Genomic DNA, 14461 nt, shown 5'->3' with positions numbered 1-14461 from the left:
CGGCGTATCTGATGGATACGGTGGGGAACAAGGAGGCGCGGACGGAGATCGCGGCGATCAAGGTGGCGGCTCCGAATATTGCGTTGAAGATTGTGGATCGGGCGATTCAGGTGCACGGTGGGGCCGGTGTCACCGACGACTTCCCGCTTGCCATGGCCTGGGCGCACCTGCGAACCCTGCGCCTGGCGGACGGTCCCGACGAGGTCCACAAGCGCGCCATCGCGCGGCAGGAACTCCGGCAGTACCGCGACACCGCCGTCAGCGCCTCCACCAACGGACACAAGGTTGCGGTGAGCTGACATGGCCGGACTCGACCTCACCGGACGCACCGCGATCGTCACCGGCGCGTCGCGGGGCATCGGCCTGGCCGTCGCCAAGGCCATCGCGGCCGCCGGCGGCAACGTGGTGCTCACCTCACGGTCCCAGGAATCGGCCGACGCCGCTGCGGCCGAGGTCGGGGGCACCGCGATCGGACTCGCCGCCCACGCCGTCGACGAAGAGGCTGCCCGGCGCTGCGTCGACGTCACCCTCGAACGCTTCGGCAGCCTGGACATCCTGGTCAACAATGCGGGGACGAACCCGTCGTTCGGGCCGATCATCGACCAGGACCACGCGCGATTCGCCAAGACCTTCGACGTGAACCTGTGGGCTCCGGTGCTGTGGACGGGGCTCGCCACGAAGGCGTGGATGGGCGAGCACGGCGGCGCCGTGGTCAACACCGCCTCCATCGGCGGCATGGCCTTCGAGGCGAACATCGGTCTGTACAACGCGTCCAAGGCCGCGCTGATCCATCTCACCAAGCAACTGGCACTGGAACTCTCACCGAGGGTGCGGGTCAATGCCGTCGCTCCCGGTGTGGTGCGGACCAAGCTCGCCGAGGCGCTGTGGAAGGAACACGAGCCGGCCGTGTCGGCGTCCACGGCGCTGGGGCGGATCGGCGAACCCGCGGACATCGCGTCCGCGGTCGCGTTCCTCGTCTCCGATGCCGCGAGCTGGATCACCGGCGAAATCATGGTGATCGACGGCGGTCAACTGCTCGGCGACGCCCTCCCGTTCCGGCAGGGGGCCCAGCTCGGTGTCTAGCGTGGACGTCGTCGGCATCGACACCGAGGCCGTGAGCCGCTGGTTCGGCACGCTCGGCATCGACAGTGCCGGACCGCTGACCTTCGACCGGATCGGACTCGGCCAGTCGAACCTCACCTACCTGGTCCAGGACCGGGCGGGCGGCAGATGGGTGCTCCGGCGTCCACCCCTCGGACACCTGCTGGCGTCGGCCCACGACGTCGCCCGCGAGGCGCGGGTCCTCTCCGCCCTCGAGGACACCGTGGTGCCCACCCCGCGGGTGTTCGGACTCACCGACGACCCGGAGGTGAGCGAGGTACCGCTGCTGCTGATGGAGTTCGTCGACGGACAGGTCGTCGATCGCATGTCGATCGCGGAGTCCCTGACCCAGGAACGCCGCCGGGCGATCGGTCTGTCGCTGCCGCGGACGCTCGCGAAGATCCACGCGGTGGACCTCGACCGGACCGGGTTGACCGACCTGGCCAGCCACAAGCCGTACGCGCAGCGTCAGCTCAAGCGATGGTCGGGGCAGTGGGAGAAGTCGAAGACCCGCGAGCTGCCCGCCCTCGACGACCTGACGCGACGGCTCGCCGCCTCGGTGCCGGAGCAGCGGGAACTGACACTGGTGCACGGCGACTTCCACCTGCGCAACGTCATCACCTCCCACGAGACCGGGGAGGTGACCGCGGCCCTGGACTGGGAGTTGTGCACCCTCGGCGACCCCCTCGCCGACGTCGGCAGCCTGCTCGCGTACTGGCCGGAGCCGGGCGAGACGACCGGCGGCGACTTCCCCGCGTCCACCCTCGACGGTTTCCCGGACCGGGTGGAGATCGCCGGGGTGTACCTCGACGAGACCGGCCGCGACCCGCAAGCCCTCGCGTTCTGGCACGTCCTCGGCCTGTGGAAGGTCGCGGTCATCGCGGAGGGCGTCATGCGCCGCGCGCGGGACGAACCGCAGAACAAGGCGGCCGCGGGCACCCCGACCGTCGAGCGCATCGACGACCTGGTGGCCAAGGCGTGCGACATCGCCGCCCGGGCCGGAATCTGATCGAACGACGATGGAGAAATTCATGAAGAGAACGGCAATCGTCACCGGCGCGGCACGAGGCATCGGTGCCGCCGTCGCGAAGCGGCTGGCCGACGACGGCTACGCGGTCGCCGTCCTCGACCTCGACGAGTCCGCGTGTGCGGCAACCGTCGACGCCATCGAGTCCGCCGGCGGCCGGGCGCTGGCCGTGGGCGCGAACGTCGCCGACGAGGCGTCGGTCGCCGCGGCGGTCGAGCGGGTGGCGACCGAACTCGGTGCCCCGACGATCCTGATCAACAATGCCGGAATCACCCGCGACAACCTGTTGTTCAAGATGACCGTCGACGACTGGGACGCGGTCATGAACGTGCACCTGCGCGGTGCGTTCCTGATGTCGCGGGCCGTGCAGCAGCACATGGTCGACGCCGGGTTCGGGCGCATCGTGAATCTGTCGAGCACGTCCGCGCTCGGTAACCGCGGGCAGGTCAACTACTCCGCCGCCAAGGCGGGCATGCAGGGCTTCACCAAGACGCTCGCCATCGAACTGGGCAAGTTCGGTGTCACCGCGAACGCGATCGCGCCCGGCTTCATCGAGACCGAGATGACCGCCGCCACCGCCGAGCGGGTGGGTGTCGGCTTCGAGGACTTCAAGAAGGCGGCGGCGTCGCAGATCCCGGTGAACCGCGTCGGGCAGCCCGAGGACATCGCCAACACCGCGTCGTTCCTGGCGAGTGAGGGTGCCGGATTCGTGTCCGGACAAGTGATCTACGTCGCCGGCGGACCGAAGGACTGAGGAACATGACCACTGACGAACAGGCGATCGCACGCGACCTCAGCGATCGCGTCGCGACCCTCGTCGAACAGAACGACCTGTCGGATCCGACCTGGTTCCTCGGAGCCCGATTCGACGCCGGCCTCGCGTGGGTCCACTTCCCGCCGGGGCGCGGCGGGCTCGGTCTGCCGCAGAGCTTCCAGGCGCAGGTCGATGCCGAACTCGCTGCCGCCGGAGCGCCCGGTCCGGCCAAGGGCCGCAACGGGATCGGATTGGGCATGGCCGCGCCGACCATCGCCGCGTTCGGCACCGAGGAACAACAGCAGAAGTACCTGCGGCCGATCTTCACCAGCGAGCACATCTACTGCCAGTTGTTCAGCGAACCGGGGGCGGGCTCCGACCTGGCCGCGGTCGCGACGCGAGCCGTCCGTGAGGGTGACGGCTGGATTGTCAACGGGCAGAAGGTGTGGACGTCGGGGGCGCAGAACGCACAGATGGCGATCCTCGTGGCCCGGACGGATCCGACGGTGCCCAAGCACGCCGGGCTCACGTACTTCCTGTGCGACATGAGCGATCCCGGTATCGACGTCCGGCCGTTGCGGCAGATCACCGGTGAGGCCGAGTTCAACGAAGTGTTCCTCACCGACGTCCACATTCCCGATACCGATCGGCTCGGCGACGAGGGGCAGGGCTGGCGGGTGGCCACCGCGACCCTCAACAACGAGCGGGTGGCGATCGGTGGTTCCGCGGCCGCCCGCGAGAGCGGCATGATCGGCCCGGTCGCCCAGGCCTGGCGGGAGCAACCCGAACTCCGCGATCCGGCGATGCACGACGAACTGCTGCGGCTGTGGGTCGAAGCGGAGGTCGCCCGGCTGACCGGGGAACGCCTGCGGCAACAACTCGAGGCCGGGCAACCCGGCCCGGAGGGATCCGGCCTGAAGCTGGCTTTCGCCCGGCTCGCGCAGACCATTTCGGGTTTCGACATCGAACTCCACGGCGAGGCCGGGCTGCGGTACGACGACTGGACCATGCGCCGCCCCGACAAGGTCGACTTCACCGGCCGTGAACCCGGCTACCGGTACCTGCGCGCGAAAGGCAACTCGATCGAGGGCGGCACGTCCGAGATCCTGCGCAACGTCATCGCAGAACGCGTCCTCGGCCTCCCGCCGGAGCATCGCGTCGACAAGGACATCGCCTGGAAGGACCTGCCCCGATGAGCACCGCAGATCTGCTGTATTCCGACACGGAAGACGCCCTGCGCGACTCCGTCCGCCGCCTCCTCGCCGACCGCTGCCCACCGGAACTGGTGGTCGGGGCGTACGACCGGGCACCCGCCGACTTCTCCGGAGTGTGGAAATCCCTCGCCGTCGAACTCGGACTGGCGGGCCTGCTCGTCCCCGAGGACCTGGGCGGCGCCGGCGCGACCGCACGCGAGGCTGCGGTGGTCATGGAGGAGATCGGACGTGCCGTCGCGCCCGTCCCGTACCTTTCCAGCGCCGTACTCGCGACGGTCGCGCTGCTGAAGGCGGGAGACTCGCGAACGGTCGGCGCACTCGCCGACGGGACGACCACCGGTGCGCTCACGGTCGGGCTCGCGACCGCACCGGGCCGGTTCACCCCGACCGTGCGCCGGGACGGCGACGCCCTGACCGGCACCGTTACCAGTGTCGCGGGCGTCTCGGAGGCCGACATCCTGATCGTGCCGGTCGAGGGTCCGGGTGGACTCGAACTGCACACGGTTCCCGCCGGCACCGCCGGCGTCTCGGTCATTTCCGTGCTCGCGCTCGACATGACCCGGCCACTGTCGGATGTCTCGTTCGACGCCGCCGCATCCACCCGCATTGACGACGGCAACGCCGCGGCGGCGGTCCGTGACGCCCTCGTCGTCGGTGCCGCACTGCTCGCCTCCGAGCAACTCGGGCTTGCGCAGTGGTGCTTCGAGACGACCCTGGCGTACGTCAAGGAGCGAACCCAGTTCGGCCGCGCCGTCGGGTCGTTCCAGGCGATCAAGCACCGCCTCGCCGACCTGTGGCTCGAGGTCACCTCCGCGGCCGCCGCTGCCCGCTACGCCGCGGACACTGCCGCCCGGGGCGACGCGGACGCCGAGGTCGCGGCTGCCGTCGCGCAGGCGTACTGCAGTGACGTCGCCGTCCACGCCGCCGAGGAGTGCGTCCAGCTGCACGGCGGGATCGGCATGACGTGGGAATACCCCGCGCACCTGTATCTGAAGAGGGCGAAGAGCGATCAGCTCGCGTTCGGCACCGCCTACCGTCACCGCGCGCGCCTCGCCGACCTGATCGACCTGCCCGCGTAACCCGAGCCGCACCACCGACAGTCAGGAAGCAATCCATGAAGGCATGGCGTGTCCACGAACTCGGCGAGCCGCGCACCGCGCTGCAACTCGAGGAGGTCCCGGATCCGACGGCAGGCCCCGGCCAGGTGCTGGTGAAGGTTCTCGCCGCACCGGCGAACTTCCCCGACGTGCTGCTGTGCCGCGGCGAATACCAGATCAAGCCGCCGCTGCCGTTCACACCCGGAGTCGAGCTGTGCGGTGACGTGCTGGAGGTCGGTGACGGCGTGACCCGCTTCGCCGTCGGCGACCGGGTGATCGGCAACCCCAACCTGCCCGGCGGCGGATTCGCCCAGATGGCCGTGATGGACGAGGCCAACACGTTCGCCGCCCCGTCCGCGCTCGACGACGCCGAGGCGTCGGCGTTGAGCATCGGCTACCAGACGAGCTGGTTCGCCCTGCACCGGCGCACCCAGCTGAAGCCGGGGGAGACGCTGCTCGTCCATGCCGCCGCGGGCGGAGTGGGCAGCGCCGCAGTGCAATTGGGCAAGGCTGCCGGAGCGAAGGTGATCGGCGTCGTCGGAGGCTCCGACAAGGTCGAGTACTGCCGCCGGCTGGGGGCGGATCTGGTGATCGACCGGCACACCGACGATTTCGTTCCGCTGGTCAAGGAATTCACCGGCGGACGCGGCGCGGACGTCGTCTACGACCCGGTCGGCGGCGACGCCTACGCGAAGTCCACCAAGTGCATCGCGTTCGAAGGCCGGATCCTGATCATCGGTTTCGCCGGCGGCACCATCCCGACACCCGGCCTCAATCACGCCCTGATCAAGAACTACTCGATCATCGGCCTGCACTGGGGTCTGTACAAGCAGTACAACCAGCAGGCGATCGCCGACTGCCACGAGGAACTGACCCGTCTCGCCGACTCCGGTGCGATCACGCCGCTCATCAGCGAGCGGCTCTCGCTCGCGGACGTCGCCGACGGCATCGGCCGGCTCGGTGACGGCAGCACCGTCGGCCGCCTCGTCTTCCAACCCTGAAGGGAACGCACATGGACATCGGTTCGCTGTTCGACGTCGCAGGCAAGACCGTGGTGGTCACCGGAGGTTCGCGGGGTATCGGCCGGATGATCGCGCAAGGATTCGTCCTGGCCGGGGCTACCGTGATCATCTCCGCCCGCAAGGCCGAGGCGTGCGAGAAGGCCGCGGCCGAACTGTCCGCCGCCGGGCCGGGGACGTGTCACGCACACCCCGCCGACCTGTCCACCGAGGAGGGGATCGAGGGCCTCGTCGCGCGGGTCGCCGAGGTGTCGCCCCGGCTGGACGTCCTGGTGAACAACGCCGGAGCGACGTGGGGTGCGCCGGTCGACGATTTCCCGGCCGCCGGTTTCGACAAGATCTTCGACATCAACGTCAAGGGCGTGTTCATGCTCACCCAGGCGTTGCTGCCGAGTCTGCGGGCCGCGGCGACGGACGGTGACCCCGCCCGGGTGATCAACATCGGATCGATCGACGGACTCGTGGTGTCGGGTAGCGAGAACTTCTCGTACGGGGCGAGCAAGGCCGCGGTCCACATGCTGACCCGCAAGCTCGCAGCGACACTGGCCGCCGAGCGGATCACCGTCAATGCCATTGCCCCCGGACCGTTTCCGAGCAAGATGATGGCCTTCGTCCTGGACGATCCGGAGCGGAAGGAGGCGGTCGAGGGATCGGTCCCGCTCGGCCGGGTCGGCACTCCGGAAGACGTCGCGGGCACCGCGATCTTCCTCTCCTCGCGTGCCGGGGCCTACCTCACCGGCACCGTCGTCCCCGTCGACGGCGGGTTGTCGGGAACACGCTGAACAGCACGTCAGACAGTCGGAACACGGAACGAGCGAGAGGCGGTACGGCCGCGATGAGCTGGTACGACGACAGGCCCTGGATGGATCGGTACGACGAGAACACGCGTTCCGTGGGGGAGATCCCCGCCCGGACAGCGCTCGACATGTTCTCGGCCGCGGTCGAATCCGCCCCGGACGGGTCGGCCATCCGGTACCTCGGGGGCACCCTCGACTACCGCGAGGTCGACGAACTCAGCGACGGTGTGGCCGCCTACCTCACCGAGAACGGATTCGGGAAGGGCGACCGGCTCGCGATCTACCTGCAGAACGTCCCGCAGTTCGTGCTGGCGTTGCTCGGCACGTGGAAGGCGGGCGGTGTCGTCGTCCCGCTGAACCCGATGTACCGGGACGAGCTTTCTCACATCCTCACCGACGCCGGAGTCACCGCGATCGTGTGCAGCGAGAACGCGTGGGCCGATCGGGTGGCGGAGCGGGCATCCGCCGCGGGGGTGCGGATCGCGCTGACCGCGAGCGAACTCGACATCCAGACGTCCGGCGACCCACGGGTGTTCGGGGGCGTGACCCGGGTGCGCGCCGAGGGCGTGCCGGACCTGCTCGAGGTGGCCCGGGCGCGCGCGGGGGCCGGCGTGCCGGATCCCGGTCTGGTCCCGGACGACGTCGCGCTCGTGTCCTACACGTCCGGAACGAGTGGAGTCCCCAAGGGAGCGACCAACACCCACCGGAATCTCACCGTCAACAGTTCGATCCTGCGCCTGTACGAGAGCAAGCCCGCCGGTTCGCCGATCTTCGCGCTCGCACCGCTGTTCCACATCACGGGCATGGTGTGCCAGTTGCTCACCGCGATCGACCTGGCGTCGCCGCTGATCCTCGCGTACCGGTTCGACGCAGGGGTCGTCCTCGACGCCCTCGAGCGGGAGCGGCCGGTGTTCATGGTCGGCCCGTCCACCGCCTACATGGCGCTGATGGCCCACCCCGACTTCTCCGGTGAGCGCTTCGCTTCATTGGAGGCCGTGATGTCCGGTGGCGCCCCGCTACCCCCTGCCATCGTCGAACGGTTCCGGGAGCTGACCGGGAAGTACATCCGCAACGGCTACGGGCTCACCGAGACCAGCGCACCGTGCGTCGTCGTCCCGCCGAACCTGGAGGCGCCGGTCGATCCGTCGTCGGGCACGCTGGCGATCGGCCTGCCCCTTCCGTCCGCCGTGATCCGGATCGTCGGGGAGGACGGGCACGACCTCGACCCGCTCGAAGTCGGGGAGATCGCCGTCGACGGGCCGATGGTCGTGCCCGCGTACTGGAACGAACCGGACGCCACGGCGCAGTCGCTGCCCGGCGGCCGGTTGCTCACCGGCGATGTGGGCTTCATGGACGCCCAGGGCTGGGTGTACGTCGTCGATCGCAAGAAGGACATGATCAACGCGTCCGGGTTCAAGGTCTGGCCGCGCGAGGTCGAGGACGTCCTGTACCGGCACCCGGCAGTCCGGGAGGCCGCCGTCGTCGGCGAGCCGGACAGCTACCGCGGCGAGACCGTCGCCGCGTTCGTCAGCCTCCGCCCCGGGCAGACGGTCGAGACGGACGACCTCGTCGAGTACTGCCGGGAGCGGCTGGCGAGCTACAAGGCCCCGAGGCGCGTCGAGATCGTCGACGAACTGCCCAAGACGGCCAGTGGGAAGATCCTCCGACGCGAAATGCGCCGCAGCACCCCGGCCTGAGCCCGCCGCCGTCCCGTTCGTTCCGACGATCAGGCGAGAACGGGGTGCGGGTAGTCCGCCGCGCGGTGCTGGAACGACAGGATCCGGGGGTTCTGCACGACCCCGTCGCGGATCTCGACGGCCCGCCGGATCGTGTCGCTGCGGTCCCAGGCGGCGGGTCCGTCGAGGACCGTCCCCAGGTGCGGGAGCAGGGCCTCGCTGATCTCCCACGTCGCCGAATTCCACAGGTAGGACGGGCTGTGATCGACCGCGTAGTAGCGGACGTTCTCACCGATCATGAACGTCGGATCGGCGAACGACGTGGGCCGGGCCCAGCTGAAGCCCATTCCCTCGTCGCAGGACACGTCGACGACGAGGCTGCCGGGCAGGAGGGTCTCGACGTCCGAGTCGATCAGGAACGTCAGCGGCGACTCCGTGTCCTGCAGGACGCAGTTGACGATGATGTCGTGCCGGGCGAGGAATCCGGCGAGCGGCATCCGGCCCTCGTCCGTGGTGACGTGGCTGCGGCGCGGATCGGCGTCGTCGTGATCGAACTGCACGATCTCCGCGGAGTGGATCGGCGAGCTCACGGCGGTGACCCCGCGCTGGGTGACGACGTGGACGTCGTGGATGCCCAGGGCGTTCAGCGCGGTGACGGCGCCGCGGGCGGTGGCACCGAAGCCGAGGACCACGGCGCGGAGACGGCGGCCGTAGTCGCCGGTCGAACCCGCGATCGACAGGGCGTGCAGCACCGAGCTGTATCCGGCGAGCTCGTTGTTCTTGTGGAAGACATGGAGCTGGAACGACCCCTCGACGCTCCAGTGGTTCATGGCCTCGAACGCGATCAACGTGAGGTGGCGATCGACGGCCACCTGGGTGAGCTCCGTGTCCTGGACGCAGTGCGGCCACCCCCACAGGATCTGGCCGTCACGCAGGTCCGCCAGATCCTTCGCGAGAGGTTTGGGCAGCAGGAGGACGTCGTTGTGCTCGATCAGCTGCTCCCGGGTGCGCAGACCGCCCACCGACAGGGCCAGCTGCTCGTCGGACACGCCGAAGGGCTCTCCGTAGCCGTACTCGAGATGGATGCGGCCACGGAGGTCGGGGTCGATCCGGTCGAAGTGGAGCGGGTGGATCGGGAGCCGGCGTTCGTCGGTTTTGCTCGAACGCGCGACGACGCCGAGGGTGAGTGGATGAGAGCGGTGTTGCTGCACAGGGTGTCCCTTGGTCGACACTGCCGGAGAGAGTCTTCGGCAGAGAGTTGTTGCCGCGGAACCCGCAATGGAGGAGGCCAGCGTTCGATCGATGTGCGCGGCATCTGCCGGCGCGGCTGCAGCTCTCGACAAAGCCCGAGGAGATCACTCGGGGAAGACTGGTAGCACCAGAGAGAAAGGCTGCGCCGCGACAGGCGACGCAATTCCTCGTGGTGCCCCCGGCAGGATTCGAACCTGCGACCTTTCGCTCCGGAGGCGAACGCTCTATCCCCTGAGCTACGGGGGCGCACCGGAAATCCGGTGTGCCGATTGGGCTGGCCAATCGTAGCGCATGGGTAGTGGGATCGACCAAATCGGTCCCCCTACTTCGCGGACTCGCCCCGGTAGCGGCCCGAACACGCCTAGTGTCGGGAGGACGTGGACGCTCGCGAACTCTCGGGGAGGGGTCGAGAATGACCGATGGACGGCAGGTCGGGTCGCAGGACTCCGACGGGCACTATTCCGATTCCGACCTCGATCTGGACCTGCGGTGGTGGGCAGCGGCCAACTATCTGACGGTCGCGCAGATCTACCTGCAGGACAACGCGCTTCTGCGTGCGCCGCTGCGCCCCGAACACATCAAACCCCGGCTCCTCGGGCACTGGGGGACGAGCCCGGGTCTGTCGATGATCTACGCCCTGCTGAACCGTCTCATCCGCCGGACCGACACCGACTGTCTCTACGTGACGGGTCCCGGACACGGTGGCCCTGCGCTCGTCGCCGCCACGTACCTGGAGGGGACGTACTCGGAGGTGTACCCGGGCGTGTCCCGCGATGCCGCCGGTATCCACCGTCTCTGCCGGCAGTTCTCGACGCCGGGTGGCATCCCGAGTCACGTCAGTGTGCAGACGCCGGGCAGCATCCACGAGGGCGGCGAGCTCGGCTACGCTCTCGCGCATGCCGCCGGTGCGGCATTCGATCACCCGAACCTATTGGTGGCGTGCGTGATCGGAGACGGCGAGGCCGAGACCGGACCACTGTCCGGTTCGTGGAAACTCCCCGCATTCCTCAATCCGGAACGTGACGGAGCGGTGTTGCCGATCCTGCACGTCAACGGAGCGAAGATCGCCGGGCCCACCGTCTACGGTCGCAACAGCGACGCGGACATCGAGGCGTTCCTCGGCGGTCAGGGTTGGGCGCCGACCGTCGTCTCCGGCGACGACCCGAGGCAGGTCTTCCCGGCGCTGCATCGCGCCCTCACCGACGCGCACGCAGCGATCTCCGACCTGCAGCGGGAGGCGCGGGCCGGCCGGCGCAGCGCAGCCAAGTGGCCGGCAATCGTGCTGCGGACCCCGAAGGGCTGGACCGGTCCGCGCACCGTCGACGGCGTGCTCGTCGAGGGCACGCACCGGGCGCATCAAGTTCCGCTGTCGGGGGTGCGGACCGACGAGGCGCATCTGCGTCAGCTCGAGGAGTGGATGCGGTCCTACGGCCCCGGTGAACTGTTCGACTCCTCCGGCGCACTCGTTCCGGACCTCGAGCGGCTCGCGCCGCAGGGCGACAAGCGGATGGGTTCGTCGCCGTACGCGAACGGCGGCCGCCTGCGTGCCGATCTTCCCGTGCCGCCGCTGGAGAAGTACGCGCTCGCGATCGAGAAGCCCGGCACCACCCTCCACGAGACCACCCGGGTGCTCGGGGAACTGCTCCGCGACCTGTACGCCGCCACCACCACGCCCGACGGCGGTGGATACTTCCGGCTGTTCTGCCCGGACGAAACGGCCAGCAACCGGTTGGGCGCCGTGTTCGAGGTGACCGACCGCTGTTGGCAGCTGCCGGTCACCGACTACGACGACGGACTGTCGGCCCGCGGCCGGGTGATGGAAGTGCTCAGCGAGCACCTCTGCGAGGGATGGCTGGAGGGATATCTGCTGTCGGGGCGGCACGGGCTGTTCGCCAGCTACGAGGCGTTCGCGATGGTGAGCGTGTCGATGCTCGTCCAGCACACGAAGTGGCTGCAGCACGCGGTGGATCTGCCGTGGCGGGCACCGGTGGCGTCGCTGAACGTCCTGCTGACCAGCACGTGCTGGCGCAACGACCACAACGGGTTCAGTCATCAGGGCCCGGGCATGATCGACGCCGTCATCCCGCTCGCACCGGATGTCGTCCGGATCTGGCTGCCACCCGACTCGAACACTCTGCTCTCCATCGCCGACCACTGCCTCCGCAGCACCGACCACGTCAATCTCATCGTGGTCGACAAGCAGCCGCACCTGCAGTACCTGACCCTCGCGGAGGCGCATGCGCACTGCGCGGCCGGGGCGTCGGTGTGGGAGTGGGCGGGGACGGAAGGCGCGGTGGGCGCCGACCCGGACGTCGTGCTCGCCGCCGCCGGGGACGTCCCGACCCAGGAGATCCTCGCCGCGGCGCAGTTGCTGCGCGAACGCACGCCGGACCTGGTCACCCGGGTGGTCAACGTCGTCGACCTGATGGGGTTGCTCACCCCCACCGAACACCCGCACGGATTCGACGCACGCATGTTCCTCGACCTGTTCACCGCGGACACGGACGTGGTGTTCGCGTTCCACGGGTACTCGCGCGCCGTCCACGAGCTGATCCACGGGCGTCCCGCCCCGGACCGGTTCCACGTTCGCGGCTTCAGCGAACAGGGCACCACGACGACACCGTTCGACATGGTCGTGCTCAACCGGATGAGCCGCTATCACCTGGTCCTCGAGGCGCTGCGACGCACGCGGAGAGAGCCGGCCGGTGCCGGCGAACTGGCCGATTTCTGCCTCCGGCAACTCGAACGGCACGGCGAATACGTCGTCGCGCACCTCGAGGACATGCCCGAGGTGCGCGACTGGACGTGGTCGTGAAGCCGGAAGTCAGTTCATCGGGAGGGGAGCAGCGCCCTTCGCGGTGAGCATGTTCGTCATCACCGTCGACTCGCTCTGCTGGGTGTCCACCATCGTCTGCGCGAGAGAGCGCACCGCGTCCTCCGACGCGTGCTGGGCCGCGTACTCCATCATCGGAAGTCCGCCCTGGTGGTGACGCAGCATCAGCTGGAGGTACAGGACGTCGACGGCCGGACCGGTGGCCTGACGCAACGCGGCCATGTCCTCCGAGGACGCCATGCCCGGCATCTTCGACATCGATCCCATGTGCCCGCTGTCGGCGGATCCGTGGTCGTGACCGTCCGAGTGCTCGGATTCCATCCAGCCCATGTAGCCGCCGGACGGCAGCGCCGGCTGATCCCACAGCGCGAGCCAGCCCTGCATCTGCCCGAGCTGATTCTGCTGCGTGGTGAGGATGTCGTACGCGAGGCCGCGCACCGCCGGGTCGGTGGCGCCCGCCAGCGCGATCGCCGACATCTCCACCGCCTGGCTGTGATGCACGCTCATGTCCTGCGCGAATCCGACGTCGACGGAACCGGCCTCGGGAACCGGGGCGCCGGAGTCCTCGAGCGGAAGCCGGGCGAGGAACCCGAGCGCGAATCCGAGGGCGATGGCGCCGATCAGCCCGATGACCAGCAGCGCTGTGCGCTGACTGGGCCGGGACGGGGCTGGATTGGCTGCGGGTTCGGCTGAACTAGCCATTGCCGCCCTCAGCCGGCGCCTGCTGCAGATCGGACGGCAGCTGCAGGTCGCTCGGGAGCTGCATGCCGCTGGGCAGCTGCGCCCCCGCGCCACCGGACTCGGACTGGTCGGGGCTGATACCGCCACCGTCCATCGGCACCGCGTCCGCGCCGGGTGCGCTCGGGTCGAACGGCGGCGGGTTGTCGGGGTCGAAACCGGAGCCCGGGATGGACGAGCAGCTCGCGCCGACCTCCGGGTAGGTGTTCTTGTTGATCCGCAGCGCGGTGATGAACTGGTCGATGCGCTCGTCGTCGACGCTGTCCAGCTTCAGCTGGTGCCCCCACGACTGCAGCGAGACCGGGCTGTCGAGGCCCGGGAACGGCGACATCAGCGTGTACGTCTCGCCGTCCACCTTGTCCTTCAGCGTCTCGACCTGGTCGGCGGACAGCTCGTCCGGGTTGTAGGCGATCCACACGGCGCCGTGCTCGAGCGAGTGCACGGCGTTCTCGGTGCGGATCGCGTTCGGGTAGACCGTGCCGGTGCACGTCGCCCAGATGGCGTCGTGCGGGCCACCGAACGGGGGCGACTGGTCGTACGCGACGCGCTGCGTCGGCTGGATGTGGATGCCGGCCGGGTAGTCGACCTTGACGACGCCGTCGATGTTGACCGACGGGTCGGGATTCTCGGCGCTCGGTGCGTACTTCGCGGCTTCTTCCTTGGCCTGGTACTTGGGGACCAGGTTGATCGCGAGGATCGCCACGAGTGCGAGAACGGCAGCTCCGGCGCCGATCGTCAGCCAGGGGATGGTCCGCGGAGCGGACGCGCCACCCTTGACTTTCGCGCCGCCGCTCCTCTTCTTGGCGGCCTTGATGGCCTTCGCCGACTTCGCGCCCGAGTTCTTATCGGGACCGCGACTTTCCGAACCGCTTGGCATCGATTGTGATCTTTCGGTGTGTGGGTTACGGGCGCTCGACCCCCGGTAACCGGAAGCTGAGGGCCGGGACTCAGGGC

The 14461-nt window shown here is 69.1% G+C and carries 13 protein-coding genes and 1 tRNA gene; 10 read left to right on the top strand and 4 right to left on the bottom strand.

Annotated features, from left to right (window positions below; all coding sequences use genetic code 11):
- The 9 genes from G9373_RS33565 to G9373_RS33525 form a co-directional block, all read left to right on the top strand.
- Nucleotides 1-299, top strand: a 299-nt coding sequence (locus G9373_RS33565) for an acyl-CoA dehydrogenase family protein (protein ID WP_277346674.1), incomplete at its 5' end; no start/stop codon positions are given.
- Nucleotide 300: 1 nt separating this feature from the next.
- A complete protein-coding gene (locus G9373_RS33560; protein ID WP_064080748.1) occupies nucleotides 301-1083 on the top strand; it encodes an SDR family oxidoreductase in 783 nt (260 codons plus the stop codon).
- The gene (locus G9373_RS33555; RefSeq protein WP_043787660.1) at nucleotides 1076-2110 is read left to right on the top strand and encodes a phosphotransferase family protein; all 1035 of its coding nucleotides are present in this window, start codon (nucleotides 1076-1078) and stop codon (nucleotides 2108-2110) included. The genes G9373_RS33560 and G9373_RS33555 overlap by 8 nt, the downstream gene beginning before the upstream one ends.
- A gap of 10 nt (nucleotides 2111-2120) precedes the next feature.
- Entirely contained in the window at nucleotides 2121-2882 is a 762-nt protein-coding gene (gene fabG, locus G9373_RS33550) for a 3-oxoacyl-ACP reductase FabG (RefSeq protein WP_167119094.1), read from the top strand.
- A gap of 5 nt (nucleotides 2883-2887) precedes the next feature.
- A complete protein-coding gene (locus tag G9373_RS33545) occupies nucleotides 2888-4078 on the top strand; it encodes an acyl-CoA dehydrogenase family protein (protein WP_167119091.1) in 1191 nt (396 codons plus the stop codon).
- A complete protein-coding gene (locus G9373_RS33540; RefSeq protein ID WP_005562319.1) occupies nucleotides 4075-5175 on the top strand; it encodes an acyl-CoA dehydrogenase family protein in 1101 nt (366 codons plus the stop codon). Before G9373_RS33545 ends, G9373_RS33540 begins: the two co-directional genes overlap by 4 nt.
- Nucleotides 5176-5210: 35 nt before the next feature.
- Nucleotides 5211-6194: an NADPH:quinone oxidoreductase family protein gene (locus G9373_RS33535; RefSeq protein ID WP_054248130.1), complete on the top strand. Its 984-nt coding sequence runs from the start codon at nucleotides 5211-5213 to the stop codon at nucleotides 6192-6194.
- Between the two features lie 11 nt (nucleotides 6195-6205).
- Complete coding sequence (locus G9373_RS33530) at nucleotides 6206-6994, top strand: RhlG family 3-oxoacyl-ACP reductase (RefSeq protein ID WP_005264460.1); 789 nt, start codon at nucleotides 6206-6208, stop codon at nucleotides 6992-6994.
- Nucleotides 6995-7047: 53 nt separating this feature from the next.
- Entirely contained in the window at nucleotides 7048-8706 is a 1659-nt protein-coding gene (locus G9373_RS33525) for an AMP-binding protein (protein ID WP_167119088.1), read from the top strand.
- A 29-nt stretch (nucleotides 8707-8735) separates the two neighbouring features.
- Here G9373_RS33525 and G9373_RS33520 read toward each other — a convergent pair whose 3' ends face one another.
- Entirely contained in the window at nucleotides 8736-9896 is a 1161-nt protein-coding gene (locus G9373_RS33520; protein WP_005252938.1) for a N(5)-(carboxyethyl)ornithine synthase, read from the bottom strand.
- Nucleotides 9897-10106: 210 nt separating this feature from the next.
- Nucleotides 10107-10182, bottom strand: a tRNA-Arg gene (locus G9373_RS33515).
- A 166-nt stretch (nucleotides 10183-10348) separates the two neighbouring features.
- Here G9373_RS33515 and G9373_RS33510 point away from each other — a divergent pair.
- A complete protein-coding gene (locus G9373_RS33510) occupies nucleotides 10349-12751 on the top strand; it encodes a phosphoketolase family protein (protein WP_167119085.1) in 2403 nt (800 codons plus the stop codon).
- A gap of 9 nt (nucleotides 12752-12760) precedes the next feature.
- Here G9373_RS33510 and G9373_RS33505 read toward each other — a convergent pair whose 3' ends face one another.
- Both G9373_RS33505 and G9373_RS33500 read right to left on the bottom strand, forming a co-directional pair.
- Nucleotides 12761-13471 (bottom strand): DUF305 domain-containing protein, encoded by a 711-nt coding sequence (locus tag G9373_RS33505; RefSeq protein ID WP_054248128.1) that lies wholly within the window; start codon nucleotides 13469-13471, stop codon nucleotides 12761-12763.
- Nucleotides 13464-14384 (bottom strand): DUF3105 domain-containing protein, encoded by a 921-nt coding sequence (locus G9373_RS33500; protein ID WP_133984664.1) that lies wholly within the window; start codon nucleotides 14382-14384, stop codon nucleotides 13464-13466. The genes G9373_RS33505 and G9373_RS33500 overlap by 8 nt, the downstream gene beginning before the upstream one ends.
- Nucleotides 14385-14461: the final 77 nt, after the last annotated feature.

The sequence above is a fragment of the Rhodococcus sp. A14 genome (assembly GCF_011603105.1).
GTDB lineage: Bacteria > Actinomycetota > Actinomycetes > Mycobacteriales > Mycobacteriaceae > Rhodococcus_F > Rhodococcus_F opacus.
Note: the sequence above shows the minus strand (reverse complement) of the source record. Positions and strands in the feature narration are given on the sequence as shown.